20 protein-coding genes are annotated in these 21950 nt (G+C 64.3%); 9 read left to right on the top strand and 11 right to left on the bottom strand.

Translation table 11 applies throughout. The annotated features are described in order from the left end of the window. Window positions 1–10: 10 nt before the first annotated feature. The 6 genes from AC1MFL_RS21170 to AC1MFL_RS21145 all read right to left on the bottom strand — a co-directional run bounded on the left by AC1MFL_RS21170 (window position 11) and on the right by AC1MFL_RS21145 (window position 6438). Window positions 11–1081 (bottom strand): IS110 family RNA-guided transposase, encoded by a 1071-nt coding sequence (locus AC1MFL_RS21170; protein WP_479812340.1) that lies wholly within the window; start codon window positions 1079–1081, stop codon window positions 11–13. A 454-nt stretch (window positions 1082–1535) separates the two neighbouring features. Continuing rightward, entirely contained in the window at window positions 1536–2570 is a 1035-nt protein-coding gene (locus AC1MFL_RS21165) for a hypothetical protein (RefSeq protein WP_479815978.1), read from the bottom strand. 578 nt (window positions 2571–3148) lie between these two features. Then, the gene (locus tag AC1MFL_RS21160; protein WP_479815976.1) at window positions 3149–4555 is read right to left on the bottom strand and encodes a MinD/ParA family ATP-binding protein; all 1407 of its coding nucleotides are present in this window, start codon (window positions 4553–4555) and stop codon (window positions 3149–3151) included. A gap of 6 nt (window positions 4556–4561) precedes the next feature. Beyond that, window positions 4562–5077: a hypothetical protein gene (locus AC1MFL_RS21155; protein WP_479815974.1), complete on the bottom strand. Its 516-nt coding sequence runs from the start codon at window positions 5075–5077 to the stop codon at window positions 4562–4564. Window positions 5078–5088: 11 nt separating this feature from the next. After that, complete coding sequence (locus AC1MFL_RS21150) at window positions 5089–6159, bottom strand: CHAP domain-containing protein (RefSeq protein ID WP_479815972.1); 1071 nt, start codon at window positions 6157–6159, stop codon at window positions 5089–5091. Window positions 6160–6183: 24 nt separating this feature from the next. Beyond that, window positions 6184–6438 carry a helix-turn-helix domain-containing protein gene (locus tag AC1MFL_RS21145; RefSeq protein ID WP_479815970.1) on the bottom strand — a complete coding sequence of 85 codons (255 nt, stop codon included), beginning with the start codon at window positions 6436–6438 and terminating at the stop codon, window positions 6184–6186. Window positions 6439–6626: 188 nt separating this feature from the next. On the opposite strand from AC1MFL_RS21145, the gene AC1MFL_RS21140 reads away from it, so the two are divergent. The 9 genes from AC1MFL_RS21140 to AC1MFL_RS21100 all read left to right on the top strand — a co-directional run bounded on the left by AC1MFL_RS21140 (window position 6627) and on the right by AC1MFL_RS21100 (window position 16177). Next, on the top strand, window positions 6627–7220 hold the full coding sequence (locus tag AC1MFL_RS21140; RefSeq protein WP_479815968.1) for a DUF6668 family protein: 594 nt from the start codon (window positions 6627–6629) through the stop codon (window positions 7218–7220). Between the two features lie 14 nt (window positions 7221–7234). Next, complete coding sequence (locus AC1MFL_RS21135) at window positions 7235–7522, top strand: hypothetical protein (RefSeq protein WP_330193820.1); 288 nt, start codon at window positions 7235–7237, stop codon at window positions 7520–7522. 14 nt (window positions 7523–7536) lie between these two features. Continuing rightward, the gene (locus AC1MFL_RS21130) at window positions 7537–8262 is read left to right on the top strand and encodes a DUF8175 domain-containg protein (protein ID WP_479815966.1); all 726 of its coding nucleotides are present in this window, start codon (window positions 7537–7539) and stop codon (window positions 8260–8262) included. Next, complete coding sequence (locus tag AC1MFL_RS21125; protein ID WP_479815964.1) at window positions 8262–9611, top strand: TrbL/VirB6 family protein; 1350 nt, start codon at window positions 8262–8264, stop codon at window positions 9609–9611. The genes AC1MFL_RS21130 and AC1MFL_RS21125 overlap by 1 nt, the downstream gene beginning before the upstream one ends. A 1-nt stretch (window position 9612) precedes the next feature. Further along, window positions 9613–11124, top strand: a complete 1512-nt coding sequence (locus AC1MFL_RS21120; RefSeq protein WP_479815962.1) for an SCO6880 family protein — start codon at window positions 9613–9615, stop codon at window positions 11122–11124. Next, window positions 11124–12716 carry an ATP/GTP-binding protein gene (locus tag AC1MFL_RS21115; protein WP_479815960.1) on the top strand — a complete coding sequence of 531 codons (1593 nt, stop codon included), beginning with the start codon at window positions 11124–11126 and terminating at the stop codon, window positions 12714–12716. The genes AC1MFL_RS21120 and AC1MFL_RS21115 overlap by 1 nt, the downstream gene beginning before the upstream one ends. Next, window positions 12716–14485: a type IV secretory system conjugative DNA transfer family protein gene (locus tag AC1MFL_RS21110; protein WP_479815958.1), complete on the top strand. Its 1770-nt coding sequence runs from the start codon at window positions 12716–12718 to the stop codon at window positions 14483–14485. The genes AC1MFL_RS21115 and AC1MFL_RS21110 overlap by 1 nt, the downstream gene beginning before the upstream one ends. A gap of 58 nt (window positions 14486–14543) precedes the next feature. Further along, window positions 14544–14933, top strand: a complete 390-nt coding sequence (locus AC1MFL_RS21105; RefSeq protein ID WP_479815956.1) for a DUF4913 domain-containing protein — start codon at window positions 14544–14546, stop codon at window positions 14931–14933. A 170-nt stretch (window positions 14934–15103) separates the two neighbouring features. After that, the gene (locus AC1MFL_RS21100) at window positions 15104–16177 is read left to right on the top strand and encodes a DUF3644 domain-containing protein (protein WP_479815954.1); all 1074 of its coding nucleotides are present in this window, start codon (window positions 15104–15106) and stop codon (window positions 16175–16177) included. Window positions 16178–16250: 73 nt separating this feature from the next. On the opposite strand, the gene AC1MFL_RS21095 is transcribed toward AC1MFL_RS21100, so the two are convergent. From AC1MFL_RS21095 to mobC, 5 genes are all read right to left on the bottom strand, one after another. Next, entirely contained in the window at window positions 16251–17345 is a 1095-nt protein-coding gene (locus AC1MFL_RS21095; RefSeq protein WP_479815952.1) for an HNH endonuclease family protein, read from the bottom strand. Further along, window positions 17342–18388: an adenine-specific methyltransferase EcoRI family protein gene (locus AC1MFL_RS21090; protein WP_479815950.1), complete on the bottom strand. Its 1047-nt coding sequence runs from the start codon at window positions 18386–18388 to the stop codon at window positions 17342–17344. Before AC1MFL_RS21090 ends, AC1MFL_RS21095 begins: the two co-directional genes overlap by 4 nt. A gap of 628 nt (window positions 18389–19016) precedes the next feature. Next, the gene (locus AC1MFL_RS21085; protein WP_479815948.1) at window positions 19017–19805 is read right to left on the bottom strand and encodes a hypothetical protein; all 789 of its coding nucleotides are present in this window, start codon (window positions 19803–19805) and stop codon (window positions 19017–19019) included. A gap of 17 nt (window positions 19806–19822) precedes the next feature. Continuing rightward, window positions 19823–21382 (bottom strand): relaxase/mobilization nuclease domain-containing protein, encoded by a 1560-nt coding sequence (locus AC1MFL_RS21080; protein ID WP_479815946.1) that lies wholly within the window; start codon window positions 21380–21382, stop codon window positions 19823–19825. Then, window positions 21382–21774 carry a plasmid mobilization relaxosome protein MobC gene (mobC, locus tag AC1MFL_RS21075; RefSeq protein WP_479815944.1) on the bottom strand — a complete coding sequence of 131 codons (393 nt, stop codon included), beginning with the start codon at window positions 21772–21774 and terminating at the stop codon, window positions 21382–21384. Before mobC ends, AC1MFL_RS21080 begins: the two co-directional genes overlap by 1 nt. Between the last annotated feature and the right edge of the window lie 176 nt (window positions 21775–21950).

Raw genomic sequence — 21950 nt, 5'->3', positions numbered from 1 at the left:
TCTATATCTGTCAAGGCGTTGTGGATTGAGCGTGGAGGGTGTTCAGGGTCCGGTAGAGATGGCGGGCGAGATAGCGTTTGAGGCAGCGACGGATCTCGCGTCGGGTCTTGCCTTCGGCGGTGCGGCGTTCAACGTACGCGCGGGTTCCGGGGTCGTGGGTCATTCTGACGATGGTGGCCTGGTGGAGTGCCCGGTTGAGGCGTCGGTCGCCGCCACGGTTGAGCCTGTGCCGGGTCGTGTTCCCGCTCGATGCCGGTATGGGGTTCACCCCGGCCAGAGCGGCGAAGGCTGCCTCGGAGCGGACCCTGCCGGGATGGGACCATGCGGTGAGCACAACTGCAGCGATAACCGGGCCGATCCCGGTCTCGTCCAGGAGGGGCGCTGCCTCGCTGGCCTGGATAAGCTCGGCTGTCCGGCTCTGGTTGTCTTCGAGCTCCGTAGTGAGGGCGAGGACCCTCTTGGCGAGACGGACGGCCTCGGCCCGAGCGGTCGCGGGGGCGAGGCTCTCGCTGCGTGCGCGCCACCGGGCGATCTCGTCGATCTGGGCGGCGTTGAGGGGCTTGCGGGCGTCGATACCGAGGTCCACCGTCCGCACGAGCGCGAGCAGGGCGTTCACGTTCGCGGTCCGCTCGACCGTCATCTGGTCCCGGGCCGCCACCAACACGCGCAAGGCCGCGCGTGTCCCATCGTCCTGACGCGGGTGACGCAGCGCTGTGACATCGGTCGACAGGGCAGCGGTGGCGATCGCCTGGGCGTCCAGCGGGTCCGACTTGCCCAGCCCGCGGCGGGACCGCGTGTTCGTTCGCGGAGCTTCGACCGTCGGATAGCCTGCCTCCGCAGTCATGCGGGCCAGCTTGGCGCCATAGGTGCCGATGCCCTCGATCGCCCACAGCGTGGAGAGGTCCCCGACGGTGCGGCGGCCCGCCCAGTCGATCGCCCGCTTCATGCCGGCGGCAGTGGCTGGGAACTGCTCGCAGGCGAGCTGCTCGCCCGTCGACGCGGACACGACGGCGAGGGTGTGGGTGCGGGCGTGGGTATCCACGCCAATGACGAATGGGTGTGCGTGCGCGACGATGGTCAAGGTGATCGGATTCCTTCCATGAGGGGCAACAGTCCGGTCGCAAAGCGGCCGACGTCGGACTGGGAAGAGATCACTCCAAGGCAGTACTGTGACGGGCCACAACCCAAGGGTTGGGCAATCCTCTGATCAAGCCATTGAGGTGGGCCAGGTCGGCGTCGGCCGCCCACCCCGGTACGGGCAAGTCGCTAGGAAGGCACGCGAAGCGCGGCCAGTCGGATATCGAGCCACCACCGGGACAGGCAACCAACACCAACCCTGCCAGCCAGTCCCAGACCAGCCACATCAAGACTCACAGTCGGATATTTCACTTTTTCACAAGCCACCCCTGGGTGAGGTTCCTGCCCGTGGTGACCTGGCGGTTGTGTGCAGGCGGTCAGCTGGTTCCTGTCGTCCATCATGTGTGCAGGAAAAGCCCGAAGGATAGAGCTTTTGCTGTGCACATGTGGGCGAGAGGCTACCCATCGAGGAGACCCTGCTGGTTCGGCTGCGCGGCCGCGCGCCGGCCGGAATGTTGGTGCTTATTGGCATCGAACATGGCCCGGATCTTCGCAATGGCGGTGACCTTGGCGGGGGAGTCGCCGGCGTGCAGCTGGGCCGCGCGCTCAGCCTGGCGCTCCAGAATCCGCCGGCGCTCGGCCTCCTGCTCCCGGCGGAGAGCGGCGGCTCGGGCCGCTTCCTGCTGATCGCGGGAGCGCAGCGGCTCGCCGGCCTCGGTGCGCCAGGCGCTGAGGCGGTGCCTCAGCCAGCCGCGCATCCTCCAGGCGTCCTTGGTGTCCGGTGCGCCGCTGTGCGGCCACAGCGTGCCGTCAGGTCGCCAATCGAGGGCGTGCAGAATGTCTGCGACGGTCCAGCCCGCCAGGAAGAAGTCCCGGCAGGAGCTGGCGACGTCCTTGACCGTCATGCAACGCAGGGGAAAGCTTCGGTAGCGGATCTCGGACGCGGCGGCCACACGCTGTCCATGGCGGTTTGGCGTCCGGTGAGCTGGCCACAGCAGTTCTGGACGCCAAGGCACCTGGGCGGGAGGTGCGCCGCTTGCGGCGCCTGCAGGAATGAGCCGTGGCGGAGCCACGTCGGTTTGAGAGCTTTTTCCTCGCGCGCGTGTATGGGTTAACTCTTTCTCTTTAAGGTGAGAACCGCCTAGGGCGGGAGGGGTGCCAACTTTGTTCACAAGCGCCAGCGGCGACGGCGCGCACAGAACGTAGACGGCTGCTTCGTTGATGCGTTCCCCGTCCGGGCCGGCTGCGGCGTATTTGGCCTGCCTGCCGGACGCTACGCGGCCGATCAGGCCCCAGGAGGCCAGGAGGCGCAGGACACGCGCCACGGTCGTCCTGGACGTCCCCGTGGCCTCGATGAGTGCTTCCCAGCCCGGGCGTGCGGTCATGCTCTCGTAGTCGGCTCGCTCGATGAGGGCCCCGAGCACCGCGACGATGGTGGCGCGGCCGTTCCGGTTGCGCAGGGCGAACTTTTCGTGTGTAAGCAGCGCGCCCATGGTCTGCCGGCCATGTGCAGCCCGCACGCTGCCCTTGGGTACTGAGGCCAGGACCACTGCCGAGTCGGTTTCGCGCGCGCGGTTGACACGGCGTTGGCGCGGAAAAGGCCGTGAATCACTGTCGTTTAAAGGGCGCGCATGTACACTAGAGCCCATGCAGTACCTTTCTGAAAAGAGGGTGTGACTGTGGGAGCCCTTCACCCGAGAGCCGCCAAGCAAGTGGGTGTAGAGCTTTATAACTTCAGACGAAGGCCCGCCTCACGGTGGGCCTTCTTCGTTTAAGAGGCGATGCGGCCGATAGGCAGTTCCCCTTGGCCGGTAACGGACGCCATATCAATGGCAGCGAGCTTTTCAGCAACGGCATGAGCAATGAACTCACTAGCTGACTGCCCTTGGTGATCTGCCACAGCGAACAATTTTTCTGCGTCTGCAACGGGGAGCCGGGTAGTCAGAACGTGACGGTCCCCTTTAGAAGGTCGCCCTCCGCGTGCGCGTTTCTGAAATGCCATGTCCCTCACGTTAGTTTCTGAAACGCCGGGAGCTGAGCATACGGTGCGGCGTGTCGTTTCAAGCCGCATCTAAAACCCCTTAGCGACGGCGGCCGCTGCGGCCAGCCAGGCCCGCTGGGTAGCGGGTTGGAGGGCATCGTAGCGGATGGGGCCGTTGACCAGTGCGGGGTCGTAGGGGATGCGGACGACGGCGCGGACGTGCGGGGCGAAGCCGTCAGCGATCCGGCGGGCCTCGTCCTTGGCGCGCTTGAGCGCGTCGCCGCTCATGCTGCGCTTGGCGTCGGTGGACTCGGAGACGATCACCACGGCGTTACGTGCCAGCTCGGCGTCGTGGCCGCCCCGGGATTCAAGCGTCTGGAGGGTCAGCCGGGCGGCCTCGGCCCGGTCCTCAATGGCTGTCACAGGGACCACGAGCTGGTTGGTGTGGTGGATCATGCGCCGCCAGTTTGCCGAGCGGGCGGTGTTGCCGGAGTCCATGACGATCAGCCGGTAGTAGCGGGTGAGCACCTGGTGGGCAATGTCCACTTCCTCGGCGGTCACTTCGTGGTCGCCTTCCTCGTTCTCGTCTGAGCGCAGGACATCGAACTTGTCTGAGGTCTGGTGGTGGACGAATCGAGCGATCTCGGCCGCGTTGGTGCTGGGGGAGAGCAGCGTCTGGGATGAGTCGATGAGGTCAAGGACGCTGTTGTCATGGCTGCCCTGCTCGGTCCGCCAGCCGAGTGTCCCCTGGGACTCGTTGTTGTCCCAGGCGACGGTGGCCGCGCCGCTGTAGCGGGCCAGGATCGCACTGAGCATGACGACGGTGGGTGTCTTGTTCGCTCCGCCCTTGCGGTTGACGACGGCCACCGTGCGGGGGCCGGGCCAGTGCTGGCTCACCGTGCGGATATCTTCACGCTCGGCCAGTTCGTCGGGGGACGGTTCCATGCGGAAGCCCAGGCGGGTGAGCGCACCGCGCCAGCCGCGCGTAGCCGGTTCCAGCACGGGTGCGCTGACCAGGAACGAAGTCTCTTTGAGGCTCCGACGCGTGACAGGTTCCGGGGTAGCTGCCGTGGCAGCCGTCGAGGGTTCCTGGACGTGGTTGACAGCTTCGGTGAAGGTGACGGGGGCCGCGGGGGCCGGCGTTTCCTTGGCGGCCGGCTCTACGGGAGCCGCTGCCTGCTGTGCGGGGGCGGCGGCGGCCTGCGCCGGGTCTTGCTGCCTCCGGGGGGTGGGCTTGGCAGGGGCAGCCTCGCTGACAATGCCCTCGGGAGAGACGACGATGAGGCCCTGGCCGTCCGGGTCAGTGGTACTGACCCTTACAGGCCGGCCAAGCTGAGCGGCGGTATCCGTGATGAGCTGCAGCGCCTGGCTGAGGACGGCGGCCTCGTCCTCGGCTTGGATCGCGTGGGAAGTGCCATTGATTGTGACCTCGCCGGTTCCGTTGGCGCGCAGAACGGCGTCGATCTTAGGGAAGTCGAGTGCTTGGGTTTCCATCATCTGTCCTTACTTGGTGCCGTTCGGGGGTGTGAAGCGGTTGACCTGCCAGGGCTTGTCGGCCGCGCTGCGCAGCAGCTGCACGTCGTAGTCGCCGGCATCGGTCGGGAACACGACATGGCAGCCGAAGCCGTTGCTTTCGTCGATCTTGAGTTGCCCGGCCCCGGTGATCTTGTTGGCTGGGATGTTGGCCGGGTCAACATACTGGTAATCGGCTGCGGCCTTGGCCGTCAGGAGCTGGCCCAGTTCCTGGATCCAGACCTTGTCGGTGACTGTGGGGCGGGCGTAGAGCGTCATGGCCTTGGTCGCGGTTTCCAGGGCGGCGGCCTTGCTTGGCTCGTCCCAGGCAATGCCCAGGGTGGCCGGGGCGGTGCCTCCCGGAGCCTGGGACTGGCCGCCGGCGCTGAGCGTTGCTGGGGCAGTGGCGGACGTGCTTTGCGGCGTCTCCGCGGGTGTTGTGTTGGACACTGGGGCGCAGGCCGTGCACACGAGCACGGCCGCAAGGGCTGTCAGAGCGCGTTTCATGGTTCCTCCGGTTAGTAGTTGCTGCCAGGCAGGTACAGGAAGGCGCTTGGAGTGCCGTTCTGGACCGTGCGCGTGTAGTAGGTGTGGTCGTTCGGGGCGGGGTTGCCGTTGTAGCCCTCTTCCAGGTAGCTGCCGTCGCCGTTGACGGCCTTCACGATGGCGACGTGGCCGTAGGTGCCGTCCGCGCCGCCTGCGCCGGGGGCGTACCAGACGACAGCGCCGACGCGAGGCGTCTTGCCGGTGGGCCAGCCTTTGGCGTCCCACCCGTCCTTCCAGGTGAGAGCGGAGCCGAGCACGCCACCATCAGGCCGGAAGGTGCCGTTGAGCATCTTGTAGGGCGCACTGTTGCTGCCCAGCTGCTGGTTCACGCGCCAGAGGGCGAAGTCGACGCATTCGCGGTTGTACATGCCCAGGGGGGAGGGCTGGTAGATCTGGGCTGTCCGCCACGGCAGGTCGTCACCCTTGCCGGACTCACCGGGGATGCCGCAGGAGCTTTCGCCGCCGGCATCGGTGGTCTTGACGTCGCCCAGGGCGGCCACGACTTCCACTGCTGCCGGCCAGTAGGACTGATAGTGGAACGGGTCTGCGTTGCGCTGAACCCTGTGCGCGGCTGTGGTGGGTTCGAGCTTTTCCCAGCCGCTGACCTTCTGCAGGGCCTTGAAGAAGTTGGTTGCGGACGTCGTGGGGCTCATTCGGTCTTGGTAGGAACCCCACGCGCCGTTGTCGCGCTGCTGGAACAAGCCTCTGGAGTCCGGCCCAGGGCCGTCGCCGTAGTCCAGGACGCGCAGGCCGGACTCTCCCATGGCTGTCATGACGCCGATGGTTTGCCCTCGGGCAGACAAGCCCAGGGCTTTTCCGGCGTTGATGACCAGGGCGGCGTTCTTGAGCTGTTCGCCCTGGTAGCTGGCAACGGCAACCTTGGGCAGCTTGCTTTCGTCAACGCTGACGCTGCCGCCGCTGGGCGAACAGACGTCGGCGGCGGCTTGCGAGCCGCCGCCGAACAGGATGATGGACAGAACCAGCACAATCGGGGCGAGAATCGCCCCAATAACCAGCACCGGCCCGGTCTTTTGATACTGCATGTGTCCCCCTCACATTTAAGGCTGCTATACCTGGGCTTGGTCCTCGCCGGCTCGTGGCGTCTTGCCGTCGCGAAGCGTGTTCCGGTTCTCCCACACCCAGTCTTTGACTTGATCTCTGGCGATTAGCCATGTTTTCTCGACTTGGTAGGCCGGAATCACTCCGGTCTGGAGCCACCGATAGACCGTGTTTCGGGACAGCCCGAAGATCTCTTCAAGGTCCTGAGGCGTAAGACGCTCCGGGTACTTGGCGAAGAGTGCTTCTAGGTATTTAGGGTCCACGCTCAGTCCGTCCCACCGCATAGGTTCATCGTAGCCCAGATATTGGTACTGTGATGTACTAAAGGTGATTGAAAGGTATTAAAGTTGCAGTTGGGGGTCACTGTTGGCCTTTCGTGTCGGGTGGTACAGATACGATCTTTGCGGAAATGACAGGGGGATGTGAAATGTCAATCTCTAAAAATCGGTGGGTGACCTTCGGCGCTGAGACTGTGGAGGAACCAACTACCGCCGTTGAAGAGCCGCCAGCCTTCACGCCCACAGGGGCCACCAGGCCTCAGCTCAGCGTTCCGCAGCCAGACCACGCGGACAGGCTGCCTCGCTGGAACGTCTTGGGAATCACCCCGGACTACTGGTGGCTGGGCGTTCATGGCGGAGCGGGCGAAACGTCGCTCGCACGCTTGGACAAGAACACCAGGGCCGCTGAGCACCACTGGCCCATCACGGCCACTGGTTCCACCGTCGTCCTCGTAGCTCGGTCCAACATGTCGGGCCTGCGCGCCGCGCAGCTGGCCGCCACTGAATGGGCATCGGGCAGTATTCCAGGAATCCACATTGCCGGCCTTGTTGTTCTGGCCGACGCTCCTGGCCGCCTCCCCAAGGAGATCCGCGAGTTCGCCCGGGTCGTCGGCGGGGGAGTACCGCATCTGTGGCATTTCCCGTGGATCGAGGCGTGGCGCTTCGGTCACGACGTCCTGCCCGAGGAACTTCCAAAGGAAGCTCGCACCGTGCTTGACCAGGTGCGTATCGCAATAAACACCGCTGCCGGACTCCCGGCTAACTAGAAAGAGGAAAACCAATGCTTTTCTCCAAGGCCATGGAATGGTCCAGCTTTGTCATTACCGAGATCCCGAACCCGGGCACAGGCGAAGCCCCTCCCGGCTCCGCCGGCCTGCTGACGATCCTCAAGTGGGTGGCCTGGATCGTCTTCGGCCTGGCCGTTGCCGGCATCCTGCTCACCGCCGGAGCGATGATGATCAACAACCGTCGTGGTGAGGGCGGCGAGCACGCCGGCCGTCTTGCCTGGGTCCTGGGTGGCTGCATCCTCGCAGCCTCCGCCGGCGGCGTCGTCGGCGCTCTGGTCTAAGGAGGAATCGAGCCATGACGGAACCGACAGTGAACGAAGAACAAAGCCCGTTGACCAAGCCTAAGTTCATCATCTCGGCTGTTGTCGTGGCGATCATTGTTGCGCTTGGGATCATCCTGGCCCTGGTTCCCAAGGGTGGCGGCACGCCGTCACCTGAGCCGAGCAACGCCGGACCTAGTACCGGTAGCAGCCAGCCCAGCGCGACGTCGGCCGCCAGCGTGTGCGGCCTACCGTCCGGTGACCAGGCCAAGCCGGCCACCGCGCCGGCCGACGCCAAGTGGGAACTGGTCGGAAAGATTGCTGCACCGACGTCGCCTAAGCAGTTCGGTCCTGGAAAGACGGAACCGAACGGCCTTCGGTCGTGCTTTGCGCACTCACCAACTGGGGCCTTGTACGCAGCCGTAAACGTAGCTGCGCTCTCAGGATCAGGCAAAGCGAATCTGGTCTACGAACAGCTTGCTGTTCCGGGGCCGGAACGTGACGCTGTTTTGAAGTCTTCGCCTACTGCCGCGCCGGAATCTGTTCCTGCCCAGCTCGCGGGATTCACAGTTCGCTCCTATGACGGTGACCGGACCGTCATTGATCTTGCATTCAAGGGGGCCAACGGAGCCTTCGTATCCATCCCCGTTCCGCTGCAGTGGTTTGGCGGGGATTGGAAGGTCGTCGTTCCTGCCACCGGGGACACTGGGGCGCGGCAGATCGCGGACCTTAGCGGCTACATCGAGTGGGCCGGTGTGTAATGGCTGACTGCTCAGGATGGAACGCATTCAATCCTCTATGCCATGCGGGGGCCGCAATCGAGGATGCCGCGAACGATTCGGTCAAGAACATGGCCAAGGCGATTGCCGATGCCGTAGGACAGACCGTTAAGACGCTCGGGACGTTCTGGGTAAACGTGGGGACGCCTAGCCTGACGACGGTGCCGGGTGGATCCACGGCGAGTGATCCGGTGTTGTTCCTGCAGAACAGCCTCTACTTCTGGACGGCTGCTCTAGCTGTGCTGTCCGTCTTGGTGGGTGCAGCCAAGATGATCATTGAACGCAGGGGAGCGCCCCTGAGGGATCTCGCCCGTTCGCTCGCAACGCTGATCGTCGTCTCCGGGGCCGGCGTGGCAGCGGTCGGGTTGCTGACCGTCTCGGCAGATCAGTTCTCTGCCTGGATCATCAACAACTCCACGGATGGAACGTCGTTCAACGACAACATCACTGGGATGTTGGCACTCTCGGCCACTAGCCCGATCGGCTCAATCATGATCATCCTCCTGGGGCTGATTGCGATTCTCGCCTCCGTCCTCCAGATCGTGCTCATGATCGTGCGTGGCGGCCTGCTCGTTGTCCTCACGGGGATCTTCCCCACGGCGGCAGCTTTTACCAACACCGAGGCCGGCAAAGGCTGGTTCCAGAAGTGCACGGCCTGGCTAATCGCCTTCATCCTCTACAAGCCGGCGGCCGCCATTATCTACGCAACAGCGTTCCGCCTCAGCGGGGCAAAGATCTTCGGAAACGGTGGCGACGGCAAGGACTTCGGGTCTGCACTGTTGACGACAGTTACGGGCCTGGCGCTGATGGTCATTGCCTTGTTCGCTATGCCGGCCCTCATGCGGTTCGTGACGCCGATGGTTGGGGCCGTCGCCGGCGGAGGCGGTGCCCTTGCTGCTGGTGCTGTCGGCGGGCTGGCTTCTGGCGCTATCAACATGGGTAGTGCCGGTCGGGGTGGCGGTGGAACGGCCAGCACGACGCCGAGCAGCTCATCGAACCAGTCTTCTGGCTCTCAGGGGCCTTCGGGCACCGGGAGCCAGGGCACAGCAGGGACGAACGGCACGGCTGGTAAGACGGGTGGCCAGGGAGCCTCTTCAACAGCGCCCGCCGCGAGCGGGGCACAGGCAGGAACTGGAGCGGCTGCGGCTAGCAGCGGTGGAGCTTCGTCTGGTGGCGCGGCCGCCGGCGGTGGCGCTGCGGCTGGTGGAGCTGCAGCGGCAGCCGGCCCCGTGGGCGTCGGCGTGATGGCAGCCCAGAAAGGCCTTGAGGCCGGCCAGGCGGCCGCCGGGGCCGTCAGGAACATAAGCGAAGAATCAACGGGGGGTGCCTGACATGGCGGCTATCGAAAACACATACGTGGAACCGACCTATGGCAACTGGCGTCGGCCGCGCAAGGCCGGTATCGGCACTCTGGGCGGTCTTGCCACGGCGGGCCTTTTCATCGGCCTTATCGTCACGGTGATCTGCTTCTTCGTCGGTGGTTGGGCCGCCGGCCTGGTGGCTTTGCTCGTCCTCGGCATGGCGCTGGCCACTGTCTCGGTGACGGACAAGCACAACAAGTCCGTGGGCGAAAGAGCCTTTGCCCGCTTGGCGTTCCGCTCGGCGCGACGGAAGAAGGCGAACCTCTACCGTTCCGGGCCGCTGGGTCTGACCCCCTGGGGCGAGTATCAGCTGCCGGGGATCGCCGCCGGCTCCAAGCTCTACGAGTTCGCGGACTCCTACGGCCGGCCGTTCGCGTTGATCCACCTTCCGTCCACCGCTCACTACACGGTGGTCTTCGGCACGCAGCCTGACGGCGCGTCTTTGGTCGATCCGGAGCAGATTGATGCCTGGGTGGCCAACTGGGGAGGCTGGCTGGCGTCCTTGTCGAATGAGCCGGCCGTCGTAGCCGCATCGGTCACCGTAGAGACCGCGCCGGATTCCGGGGCGCGCCTGCGCCGGGAAGTCGAGTCGAATATCCATGAGGATGCCCCTGCCATTGCCAAGGCAATGCTGAGAGAGGCCCTGGAGACGTACCCGCAGGGGTCGGCCACGATCCGCGCTTGGGTCGCGCTGACGTTCAGCGCAGCAGCCAGGGCCGGCGGCAAGCGCCGGACCGCCGATGAGATCGCACGCGATCTCGCCTCGCGTCTTCCCGGCCTGACGGAACGTCTGGAATCCACCGGTGCCGGCGCATGCGCGCCGCTGAATGCTCAGGAGCTGTGCGAAGTTGTGCGGGTCGCTTACGATCCTGCCGCCGCGCGTCTTATTGATGAAGCCCACTACCAGGGCACGCCTGTTGACCTGGCCTGGGGCGAGGTCGGGCCTTCGGCACATCAGGCCAGCTGGGACAGCTACCGGCACGACTCCGGGCACTCGGTGTCCTGGACGATGACCGGAGCACCGCGCGGCCACGTCCTGGCGTCCGTGCTCGCCCGTCTCGTCGCCCCTCACGGGGAGATCGCCCGCAAGCGCGTCACGCTGCTGTACCGGCCCATTGAGTCGGGCCGGGCGGCCGCCATTGTGGAGTCTGACCAGACCAACGCCCTCACGCGGGCTTCATCGACCAGCCGGCCTACGGCGCGCGCTCTCGTGGACGCCCGCGCAGCGACGGCCACGGCTGCGGAAGAAGCCAAGGGGGCCGGTCTGGTGAACTTCGGCATGGTCGTCACGGCGACGGTGCTTTCCTCCAGCGCTCTGGATGACGCTGTGGCCGTCGTAGAGGGCAACCTCGGCCCGTCAGCCCGCCTGCTGCTGCGACGGGTCTACGGCTCCCAGGATTCGGCTTTTGCCGCATCCCTGCCGCTTGGCTTGGTCCTGCCCAAGCACTTGAAGGTGCCCGAAGAGATCCGCGAGGCCATGTGATGTTCGGTAGCAAGACCAAGCACAAGCACACTCCCGCCGGCACCCGCACTCTGCCGGCCGCCGTCGTTCGCCGGCCAGGCCTTCGAGGCTGGCGCGGACGCGGGCAGGGCGAAGCCGTATACGTCACGGCCGCCGACGAGTGGCGCGGCACCTCCGTCCAGGTTTGCGGGCTGTGGCCCTTCGTGGGCGGCAGCGGCACGCCCATTGTGGGCGTGCCGATCGGCGTCCACACCGACACCGGGGCGCCCTTCGGGGGAGATCCCATCAGCTGGTTCATGCACGGCATGATCAACAATCCGTCGATGTTCGTCCTCGGACTGCCGCACTACGGCAAGTCCACGTTGGTCCGGCACATCGTCCTGGGTCTTGCTGGTCGGGAGATCAACCCGTTGATCCTGGGCGATTTGAAGCCGGACTATGTTGATCTCATCCGTGCGCTCGGCGGCCAGGTCATCAGCCTGGGGCCGGGCCGTGGTCACCTCAACGTCTTGGACCCTGGCGAAGCCACGGGCGCGGCTGTCCGGCTGCTCGCCTCGGCCGAAGAACACCGGGCAAAAGCCAGCCGGGCCAGAGACCAGGAAGCGGCCGCGCAGCTGCTCGCTGCAGCTGTGAAGGCGGAGAAGCTGGCCGAACAGCTCATGGCGGACTCGCACAACCGTCGCCTGAACATGATCACGGCACTGATCACGATTGTGCGCAACGCCAAGCCCAGCGCGCACGAGGAATCTCTAATCGACCGCGCACTGCACATCCTGGACGAGCGCCTGGACCGGGTGCCCCTCATCGGGGATCTGATCGAGGTCATCAAGGATGCTCCCAACGAGCTGCGCGCAATTGCCCTGGACCGTGGCGACATGAGCCGATACCTGGACGCGACGGACCAACTGCGCCAGTCGCTGTACTCGCTGGACGGCTCGGGCCGGTTCTCGGACATGTTCTCCCAGCCCACCGACCAGCCGATGGACCTCACCAAGCCGGTCGTCTTCGACCTCTCGGGGATCTCCGACACGCAGCGGGACATTCAGGCAGCCTCGCTGCTGGCCTGCTGGTCAACCGGGTTCGCCACCGTCCAGGTAGCGCACACTCTGGCCGACGCCGGCCTGGAGCCACGTCGCAACTACTTCGTCGTCATGGACGAGCTGTGGCGGGCGCTGCGCTCCGGTGAAGGCATGGTGGACCGCGTTGACTCGCTGACGCGCCTCAACCGGACCGAGGGCGTTGGCCAGGCAATGATCACGCACACCATGAGTGACCTGGAAGCCCTGCCCAGCGAGTCCGAGCGGATGAAGGCCCGCGGCTTCGTGGAACGCTCGGGCATGGTCGTTTGCGGGGCACTGCCCGGCGGCGAAATGGAGAAGCTGAACAAGGCCGTCACGCTCTCGCGTGCCGAGCAGGCCCGTCTCATCTCCTGGGCCGATCCCGGGTCGTGGACGGACGTCGGCGGCTCGCGCAAGCGCGTCCGCCCTGGCCTGGGAAAGTTCCTCTTCAAAGTCGGCGGCCGCCCAGGTGTCCCGGTGGCACTCAAGCTGACCAGCGTGGAGGAATCCCTGCACGACACGAACAAGCGCTGGCACGACGAAGGGGAAAACTGATGGGTGCACCAAACAGCGGCAAGCGGTCCCAGCTCACCGGTGAGACGATCCTGCTCTGGATCTTCATCACCGTAGTCGTGCTGGGGGTCGGCTCGGTGACCGGGGCCGTTCACCTGGGGTCGATGATTGCTGGCGACGGCCAGAAGCTGCCTGCCAACCCCTTTGAACTGGTCATCAGCCTGTTTACGCACAAGGTCACCTGGCCGGCGGCCGCCACAGGCGTTCTGATCGGCTTCGGCCTCGTGATCGTGTCTCTGGCGGTCCTGGTGGTGCGCGCCGTGCTGCGCCGCCGTTCCAAGCGAACGCGGGTGGACGTCGCCGCCCAGCACATGGCCAAGGGCCGGGATCTGCGGGCGCTGAGCCTGCGAGGGGCGACGGCAACGGCCGAGCGCCTGGGCGTCAAAGGCTCACCTGGTGTCCCGGTCGGCAAAACGGTTCTGGGCGGGCAGATGGTCTACGGCTCTTGGGAAGACATGCACATCGATGTCTGGGGGCCCCGGACGGGCAAGACAACCTCCCGAGCAATCCCGGCAATCCTCGCCGCCCCGGGAGCTGCCCTGGTGACCTCGAACAAGCGGGACATCGTTGACGGCACGCGCGACGTCCGGGCCGCTGATGGGCCGGTGTGGGTCTTCGATCCCCAGGCGGTCGCCCTCGAGGAACCCAGCTGGTGGTGGAACCCTCTCAGCTACGTCACGGACGAAGTGCGGGCGGCCCGCCTGGCTGACCACTTCGCCGCCGGCTCCCGTGGCCCGGATGCAAAAACGGATGCCTATTTCGATCCTGCCGGCCAGGATCTCCTGGCCGGCCTGCTGCTCGCGGCCGCTCTCGACGGCCGGCCGATCACGCAGGTTCATACCTGGCTGACCAGGCCGGCGGACGACGAAGCGGTGGACATTCTCAAGGCCCACGGATTCCTCCAGACCTCCAACGCGGTCGGCGGCGTCGTCAACGCGCCTGAGAAGCAGCGTGGCGGCGTGTACGGTACGGCGCTGCAAATGGCATCGTGCCTTACCAACCGCCAAGTCGCTCGGTGGGTGACTCCGCAGGGCGAAAACGACGAGCGGCCGCAGTTCGATCCGGCAGAGTTCGTCCGGTCCAAGGGCACGCTGTACAGCCTCTCCAAGGAGGGCAAGGGCACCGCCGGCCCGTTGGTGACGGCGCTGACCGTGGCCACGGTCGAGGCGGCCGAAGAGCTGGCCGTTTACTCAACTGGCGGCCGGTTGGGCACGCCCATGATCGGCGTCCTGGACGAAGCGGCCAACGTCTGCCGCTGGCGCGAGTTGCCGAACCTCTACAGCCACTACGGATCTCGGGGCATCGTTCTGATGACCATCCTCCAGTCTTGGTCCCAGGGCGTGGAGGTTTGGGGCCGTGATGGGATGCGCAAGTTGTGGAGCGCAGCCAACATCAAGGTCTACGGCGGCGGCGTTGCCGAAGCCGAGTTCCTGAACGAGCTCGCGCAGCTGGTGGGGGAGTACCGGTACTCCAACATGACCAAAAGCCGGTCCAAGCAGGGCACCTCCTACAGCCACGATGATGACCGCAAGGAACGCACCCTGGACGTTTCGGACCTGGCCTCCTTCCCTCGGGGCCGCGCAATCATGTTCGCCTCGGGTGCCCCCGCTGCACTGCTGGAATCTGTGCCTTGGATGAGCGGCCCGCATGCAGAAGCGGTGCGGGCCTCAATCGCTGCACACGATCCGGCCAACCGGCCGGCAGCCCCTGCCGGCAACCGATGGATCGCTGCGGGTGCCTCCGATGAGTGAGGGCCTAGGGGAGTGGGACGACGAGGCGGAAGGCGGTCCCCTGTGGAACGTCCCCGGGATGTCCGACAAAGAGGACTCCACCGAGCCATCTGAGGACGACGCGGCCGCGCCGGAGCTGTTCTATCCGAACGTGGCAGAGTTCGTCAGGGACAAGCTGGCTACCACCTACCGCCGGCAGCTCAACGTGCAAGGCGGAGTGACCTGGTGCCCGCAATGGTGGAAACACGGGGAAGCGATCAGCCGTCTGGAAGCTCTCTGGCGGGCATGGGAGTTTCTGCGCCTGGACGGAACCACGGGAATGAGCGTTTGGTGGCGCGACCATGCAGACCATCACATGTCCGTGCTGCTCTCAGCCGATGGGCCATTCAAAGGCTGCAGCCCGGACGAGGGTCACCGTTCCAAGCTCGTCCCGCTTCCGTGTGAGGAACCACCCGCAGGCCTTTTCTAGGACCTCTCCACCGGGGACCAGGAGAGGTCATCTGCCAGTACTTTTCGCCGTGTGATGAATATCCGCTCTTAGTGATCGCTGACCAGCGAGAATAAGAGATGTGGTGCCAAAGGGGCCGCATCTGGGACGAGGGGGACACCATAGCGCCGCGACATAACTGGTGGCACACGATGAAGGAGGCCCGCCGGCAGGCTTGTGTTGCCGTTGACTTCTACAACAGGCCGGGTGAGCGCCAGAGCCTCGGGGATTTTGTCGTGCATATGCACCTGGCATGGCAGAACCTCATGCACGCTCACTTGATTCAGAAAAAGACCAACATCTACTTTCGTGAGAAGAAGGCCAGCCGCCTCTACAAGCGAGACAAGTACGGGCAAAAGCAGTCTTGGGACCTCCAAACCTGCCTAGACACGGTCTACGCGCCCGAGGATCCCATCAGGGTGAACATCGAGTTTTTCATCAACTTTCGCAATTCCGTGGAACACAGGTACGACCGGAGCCTCGTCCTCGCCACGGCAGCCCTCGCCCATGCATACGTCATCAATTTCGAGGCCGAGTTAACCCGACTGTTCGGGAAGGAGGAAACCCTCGCAGAGGAACTCCGCTTTCCGGTCTTTGTGCAGTCGCTCTCACCGGAAGGGATGGACGCTCAGCGGGCCCTCCGGAAGGGGCTTCCACTGGAGGCGATGACCTACATCACGGAGTTCGAAGCCCGTCTTCCCGACAACGTGCGTGACGATCCGCGCTATGAATACAGGATCCAGCTGCAACCGATCATCGGACCAAAGTCCGAGGCAGACCTCGCGTTCAAGTTCATCAATGCCAAGGACCTCTCACCGGAAGAACTTGAAGAGAAACACGCCGAGGGACGACAGGGCAAAGTCCTCATCATTGAAAAACTCAAAGCCAGCGGCTTTGCCGACGAGATGCTGCCGAAAAATGCAGCCGCCGCAATTGAAGAACAAACCAAGTTCAGGTTTTCAGTTAACGACTTCACCAAGATGCGCCACAGGGACAGCGTCGGACCAAAGAAGGGCCAGGGTCCATCGGCTGAATATGCCGACGGCTCACGGTGTATCTACAGCAAGGCACACAACAACCATGTCTATACGCAGGCCTACATTGCCGCGCTGATCCAGGAACTGCGCGACCCTGTCCGGCACGAAGCTGCCTTGGGAAGGGCTCCGGAGGCGCCCGGTTCCCCGCCTAAGCAGAAGCAACATCCCTTAGCGAAGCAGAAAAAGTAACTACGGCCAGGGCAGACCACGTGTTCGCTGCAGCACCCCTGCCTTCAACTCATAAACAGCTCTCAGGAGAGTGCTAGATTCCGCCCTTGCGGCGGTTGTCATCACGGCAGAGCAACTGGCAGTTTGAGGCCTCTGTCTTACCCCCCGCGTGCCATGGCGTGATGTGATCGGCCTCCATCTCAGCAAGCTCGAAGTGCTTTGTGCAGACGGGGCAGACGCCTTTCTGCCGCTCGTAGGCTTCGCGCTTCTGGTTATCGGTGAAAGCGCGGATGCTCAGGTTGCGCTCTTCGCCGTTGAGAACGTAGATGTAAATGCCGCGCTTCTTCGTCACGTCTTCGTCGGCCATCAGCGCGGCAACCTCGGCTTCGAGCTTCACTGGATCAAGGCTGGCATCCTTGTACTCGTTGTAGAGCAGCCCCCACGGCACCGAACGCATCTCCCTGCGCCACTTAGGGAAGGTCGCCTTCACCCAGGCCATGACGTTCTGGAAGTACAGCCACAGCGGGTTGGCGTTCGAGTCGTGCTGGTGCGCAGCCATGTAACCATCGACATCACCGCCGTTCACCCACTTGATGATGGTTTCGAGGTAGTCCTGGCGGATGGGAGTTCCGGTCAGGTAGGCAGAGCCGATGGCATAGGCAGGGCAGCCGTTCTTTGAGAAGTACTTCTTCGCGGCGGATACCCACGGGCCATGGTAGACCGCGTTTCGCAGCTCCTGGTCCGTGAGCTCTTCGCCTGCGATATTGATGGTCCTGAACCACTCGAGCTTCTCCGAGTCCTTGCCCTCACACAGGTAGACCATGAGTTCGTAGTCCAGGATCTGATCCTGCTGGTCGGACTGCAGGTTGTGAAACGAGAGCTGATGCCCGTTCACTGGGATAGAGAAGTCGCCCTCGACGTACTGGCAGATCGAGATCGTGCGTTGCTGGCCGTCAATGACCTCGAACGTTCCGTCTTCGCGAACCGCCCAGTACATGAGGTTCAGCGGGAAGTCACGACGCAGTGTCTCGATGACTGCGTCGCGCTGATGGTCCTTGTAGACGAACTCGCGCTGGTAAGGCGGTCGCACATCAAGCTTGCCCTCGTACGCACGAACGCCAAGCTCATCGTTGTCCTCGTAGCCTTCCACGAGGTCTCGGACCCGGATCTTCTGGAGTTCGATCTTCATGCTGTCGCTCCCTTGCGGCGGATGAGAAGCCGAGCATAAGTGCTCTTGAGGACGCCATTGGACTGCTTGATCGCTGCGCGTCGGTTCAGATCACCGGCGTTGGGAGTATCAGCCTTGGTGTACTCCCTGGTTTTGAGGCCAAACTCGTTTCCCCGGTCGGTGATCCCAACGATCTCGAACTGTGCTGGGCTGTAGGCGTCTAGGAAGGTGATCGGTACACCCATCACGCCGTCATAGTCGGCAGGAATGTCAGCTACTCGGCTGATCTCGATAGCGTCGTAGTTGTCATACATCGGCGACTGATCGGGGTCGTAGGGCTTAAACAGCGTGAGCTCTTCATGTCGCTTGGAGATGTCGAGGTTGGTGAACCACGTTACGTTTCGGAACTTCACAAGCCCGGTCTGCTCGTCAAAGACGCCCTTAGCGTAGTCGGTCGAGTGCGAAGTCTTGAAGTAGGCATTGCCCGACTGGAACCCGTAACCAACCCACATTTTGTTGAGCATGATGAGGGGGAAGATCTCCTTGTACGTCACCGCGCCTTTGGGGCCAACGATGATGAACTTCTTGTCATGATCGATCAATTGCGCGACGTACTCCCGGAATAGCGAGAACGGCGGGTTAGTGACGACGATGTCAGCCTGCTCGAGCAGCGCTATGCTCTCCGCTGAGCGAAAGTCCCCGTCGCCCTCAAAGTGCCTCACTTCGACCTCATCGAGGTCGGGGATCCGATTGCCGTCCTTGTCTCCGCTGTATTCCAAGTAGACGGCTCGTTCGCTGTCGCTCTTCGAGAACCGCTCCACGTCTTGGCTCTTGTAGCACGCGGCGATCAGCTTCTTTATCCCGAGCTTCTCGAAGTTAAAGCTGAAGTACTGGAAGAACTGGGACTCGCGTGGGTCGTCGCAGTTGAGGTAGACGACCTTGCCCTTGAAATGCTTGCGATAGTGCTTGAGTTCGCGCTCGATGTCCGGCAACTGAGTGTAGAACTCGTCCTGCCGTGCCTTCCTGGCAGCAGCGAGGTTGCTGTTCAACACCTTGGTGGCCATTCCACTCCTGTCCTGACAAAGGCGCTCCCCACATGGAATGCCCTCTCCTACCCTAATGGTCAACATCGGCCCATCCGGTTAGCCTCCGCGACTCATGCACTTCTGCAGAAACTTTGTCTGGCCCTTGGCCCCACGCGTTCTGCGCTCCGGTGTATGTAAGGGGTGAGTCGTTGTCAGAGCGGATTGCTAGTGTGTGGGTTGTCCCGCATGGTTTCCCTAATCCCAAGGCGGGACGCTGTTGCTATCAGGAGAGGTGAACATGGGGCTGCGGAACTTGCTCAGAAGGCGTCGGACGCCAGCTGCGGTAGTAGCGGCCCCTGCGGTTCGGGCCACTCCACGCGAACCGCTGACGCCTGAGCAGCAGGCCGATCTGCAGGCGGCGCGCATGGAACTGCGCCAGGCTATGGAAGAGTCCCAGGTGACCTCCTTCCGTGCCTGTAGCCGGAACGGACGCCATTGGGACGAAGACCCGGAGGCGATGCGGGCCATGGCTGCCACATTCAGGAGCATCAAGAAGGACGCGACTGATAGAGCCACGAACGTCCCGGACCAGACGTAACAACGACAGACACGCAAGAAGGGGCCGGCACCAAGGGGGTGCCGGCCCCTTCCCCTGCTCCTTGAAGTCCTAGCGGCTCAGGCCCTTCTGCAAGAGCTTTGTCTTGCCGTTGGCTCCACGCGTCTTGCGGGCCTTCGGGCTGCGCCCGGGTGCGGTGGCCACGGCCGCGCTGGGCGGGGTGCCCTGGTCCTGGTCGGCGCTAAGCCGTGCCTGGACCGCCTCACGGTCGGCCACGCCTTCCAGACTGGCGGCCAGCTCCTGCCGGCGCTCGGCCGAGTCGTACTTGATGCCTGCCTCTTCGGCCGACGCCTCGGGCCGCTGGTTCTCTTCGGTCGCGTCCTGTTCGCGGTCCTGGTCCTCCCGGGCGGCCTCAGCCAGCAGCTGCGCGGCCTCGGTGTTCTCGTCACGGCCGGCGCTGCGCTCCTGCTCTGCCTGCTCGCGGTCCCGTTCGGCCTTCGCCAGGGCAGCAGCCACCGACACATCGTCGGCGCCCAGGTTGTCCACGTCCAAGCCGTAGCGGCGTTGCACCTGGTCTCGGATTACCTCGGCCGCGCTGCGCGCCGCCGGGTCGTGGTCCTTCCACGCGGTGGCCGCCTCGTGCACCCTCTCGACGTCGCGGCCACTGGCCGTGTCCCACCACCGGTTGTCCATCACTGGTGCAAGCTGTGCACGGGCTGCTGCGCGCTCTGCGTCGAACCGGGCCTGCAACTCACGGGCCTGCTGTTCCTCGATCGCCTGGGCGCGGCGCAAGGCCTGCTCGCGCGCCCTGGCCACCTGCTCACCAAGCCGGCCGGCGACAGTCAGCCCGACGCGCGACATTCCCTCAATAGCCTCGTCAATGCCGTCAGATTCACTCATGGTTCCCCCTCCTGGTGTTATCTCTCGATGTCCGGGCGGGTGGTCCCGCCACGGGTGGTTGCGTGGGTGCGTGCCTGCTCGTACTTCGGCGGCAGCACCGAGCCAGCGGAGCGTGCCGGAGTCTGGCCGGCCGCGCTCGTCCGCACAGCTTCCGCCGCCTCGCCGCCTACCGCCGGCATTGATGCGGGGACGCTAGGCAGCGCGGCTGCCACCTGGCTCAGCTGCGTCTTCACCAGGTCACTGATCTGGCGTGCCCTGCGCAGGTCGTTGGACGCCTTGTGCATGTCATGGACGGCCTTCGCCACGTTCAGCAGCTGGCGCAGCATGATCGCTTGCGCGTCCGTTCCGGTTCCTCCCATGGTGGCCGCCATGAGAACCAGTGACGCGCCCCTGGCGGACGGGCCGACGCTGCGGACCGGTCGCGCGGGGTATCGCCGCAGCTGTGCCGTCTTGGACAATTCGTCGGCCGCAGCTGCCAGCGGTCCAGGTGTCGATTCCGTGGCAGTTGACCAGGCTGCAAACGCCCCGGACGTCTCCCTGGCAACCTGCGCCCAGGTCGCGTGGTCATCCATCGGGACAGCTCGCAAGCTCTCCCGCAGCCGGGCTACTTCGTTGCTGTACTGCTCCCACATCTGGGGATCTGGCTCGTGCGCCTCACGGCCGATATTGATGGGCCGCCGGCCACGGGCGGCTGCTCCCCATTCGGCCACAGCTCCGTCTGCCAGCTCGGGACTGTCGGCCCACGCTCCGCGTAGTCGCGGAAGGGTCAAGTCCTTGGCCAGGTGGCCCCCGCCGAACCATACGGGCCGGCCTCCCTTGGGCGGACGTTCGGCAACAGAGTAGCCAACTACGACGTCATCACGACCAGCTGCGTAACGCGGTTTGATCATGGCACCCGTGCGCCGGAAGCGACGGACAAACTCAGCCTCGTCCTGGGCGGCAGTGGCGCAAGCCCGAACCTTGCGGGCAAGTGAACGGCGTTCCGGTTCCTCCACTCCGCGACGCTCGGCTGCTTCGCGCTCACCGGGACGCAGTCCACGCATGGCGTAGACGGGAGAAAGCTCTTCCAGGCCGTGCTTCTTCTCCAGCGCACGGGCCGTTTCCTGGGCACGTTTGTAGTCCAGGTGGCTGCTCCATTTTGTGCCGTCCTCGCGCACCATGGAAGCCGCAATGTGAATGTGGTCATTGCCGGCCTTGCTATGCCCGTGGCGGATCGCCACCCATGACACGGGGGCCTTGCCGCTGGCCTCGGTGAAGCCCATTTCATCCATGAACTCGTTGGCGATCTCGGCCCAGCTCTGGTCGGTGAGGCCGCCTTCCTCCGCGCGCAAACTCAGCGAGCAATGCCAGACATGGCCGCCCTTGACCTCCACACCAAGAACGTTCTTTGCCTGGTCGAGCTGATGCGCAATCGACAGAGCTGCATCGCGGTTCAGCTGGTCGTCATTGTGCCACGCCATGATGGGCGCGGAGCCGGTCACCAGGTGCGGGTCTGTGTGTTCGTTGGACCGGCCAGGACCGGCCAGATAAACCAACAGACCAGCCATGCGGTCGCCCTTGGTGATGTTCGGAATCATCAGCCGGCCAGTCCGTCGATGATGCCATTCATGCGTTCGGCAATCGCACGCACACGTGCCAGGGCTACGCGGGCTTCCTCGGGAAACTCATCCGTGGCATTGGCATGCTTCGCCAGCTGGTTCACGTTGTTGGACAGTGCAGCCAGGTAGCGGCGTGCCGCCATGAACTCGGTAGCCAGAGCGCGACGCTCGGCGAGCGAATCGGAGGACTGGGCGTAAAGCGCAGCACTGACCAGAATCTCGGATGGGCTGCGCCCCGTCTGTTCTTCCAGTACGTAAAGACGGGTCCGCTCCTGCTCCGACATGGAGACACGCACGTACTGGGTTTCCCCGTCGATGTTCGCACGACGACGACGGTTCAAGCGACGGCTGGAACTCCGTTCCTCAGCCATTGCAGTACCGCCTTTCCATGCCCAGCGCAGCGCCCCGGAATCTCCGGGATCACACGTCAAGTGTGACGCATCCTCAGCACGAAGTCGAGGATCAGGCCCACTTATGGCACATAAATGTATAGCTTGCTCCGTCCGGTGGCCAGAGCTGAGGAAACTCACCTGTCTAGACGGTGAGG

The sequence above is a fragment of the Arthrobacter sp. BG3 genome, from assembly GCF_056680185.1.
The sequence above is the reverse complement of the archived record's forward strand: the minus strand, read 5'-3'. Positions and strand labels throughout refer to the sequence as shown.

What these genes read in the sequence shown, in the direction of transcription:
- AC1MFL_RS21130 (WP_479815966.1), top strand. Translation starts at nt 7,537, where the DNA reads ATGACGGAACCGACAGTGAACGAAGAACAAAGCCCGTTGACCAAGCCT.
- AC1MFL_RS21115 (WP_479815960.1), top strand. Translation starts at nt 11,124, where the DNA reads ATGTTCGGTAGCAAGACCAAGCACAAGCACACTCCCGCCGGCACCCGC.
- AC1MFL_RS21110 (WP_479815958.1), top strand. Translation starts at nt 12,716, where the DNA reads ATGGGTGCACCAAACAGCGGCAAGCGGTCCCAGCTCACCGGTGAGACG.
- AC1MFL_RS21135 (WP_330193820.1), top strand. Translation starts at nt 7,235, where the DNA reads ATGCTTTTCTCCAAGGCCATGGAATGGTCCAGCTTTGTCATTACCGAG.
- AC1MFL_RS21165 (WP_479815978.1), bottom strand. Translation starts at nt 2,570, where the DNA reads ATGGGCGCGCTGCTTACACACGAAAAGTTCGCCCTGCGCAACCGGAAC.
- AC1MFL_RS21085 (WP_479815948.1), bottom strand. Translation starts at nt 19,805, where the DNA reads ATGAGTGAATCTGACGGCATTGACGAGGCTATTGAGGGAATGTCGCGC.
- AC1MFL_RS21080 (WP_479815946.1), bottom strand. Translation starts at nt 21,382, where the DNA reads ATGATTCCGAACATCACCAAGGGCGACCGCATGGCTGGTCTGTTGGTT.
- mobC (WP_479815944.1), bottom strand. Translation starts at nt 21,774, where the DNA reads ATGGCTGAGGAACGGAGTTCCAGCCGTCGCTTGAACCGTCGTCGTCGT.
- AC1MFL_RS21095 (WP_479815952.1), bottom strand. Translation starts at nt 17,345, where the DNA reads ATGAAGATCGAACTCCAGAAGATCCGGGTCCGAGACCTCGTGGAAGGC.
- AC1MFL_RS21150 (WP_479815972.1), bottom strand. Translation starts at nt 6,159, where the DNA reads ATGCAGTATCAAAAGACCGGGCCGGTGCTGGTTATTGGGGCGATTCTC.
- AC1MFL_RS21160 (WP_479815976.1), bottom strand. Translation starts at nt 4,555, where the DNA reads ATGATGGAAACCCAAGCACTCGACTTCCCTAAGATCGACGCCGTTCTG.
- AC1MFL_RS21090 (WP_479815950.1), bottom strand. Translation starts at nt 18,388, where the DNA reads ATGGCCACCAAGGTGTTGAACAGCAACCTCGCTGCTGCCAGGAAGGCA.
- AC1MFL_RS21155 (WP_479815974.1), bottom strand. Translation starts at nt 5,077, where the DNA reads ATGAAACGCGCTCTGACAGCCCTTGCGGCCGTGCTCGTGTGCACGGCC.
- AC1MFL_RS21125 (WP_479815964.1), top strand. Translation starts at nt 8,262, where the DNA reads ATGGCTGACTGCTCAGGATGGAACGCATTCAATCCTCTATGCCATGCG.
- AC1MFL_RS21120 (WP_479815962.1), top strand. Translation starts at nt 9,613, where the DNA reads ATGGCGGCTATCGAAAACACATACGTGGAACCGACCTATGGCAACTGG.
- AC1MFL_RS21105 (WP_479815956.1), top strand. Translation starts at nt 14,544, where the DNA reads ATGTCCGACAAAGAGGACTCCACCGAGCCATCTGAGGACGACGCGGCC.
- AC1MFL_RS21100 (WP_479815954.1), top strand. Translation starts at nt 15,104, where the DNA reads ATGAAGGAGGCCCGCCGGCAGGCTTGTGTTGCCGTTGACTTCTACAAC.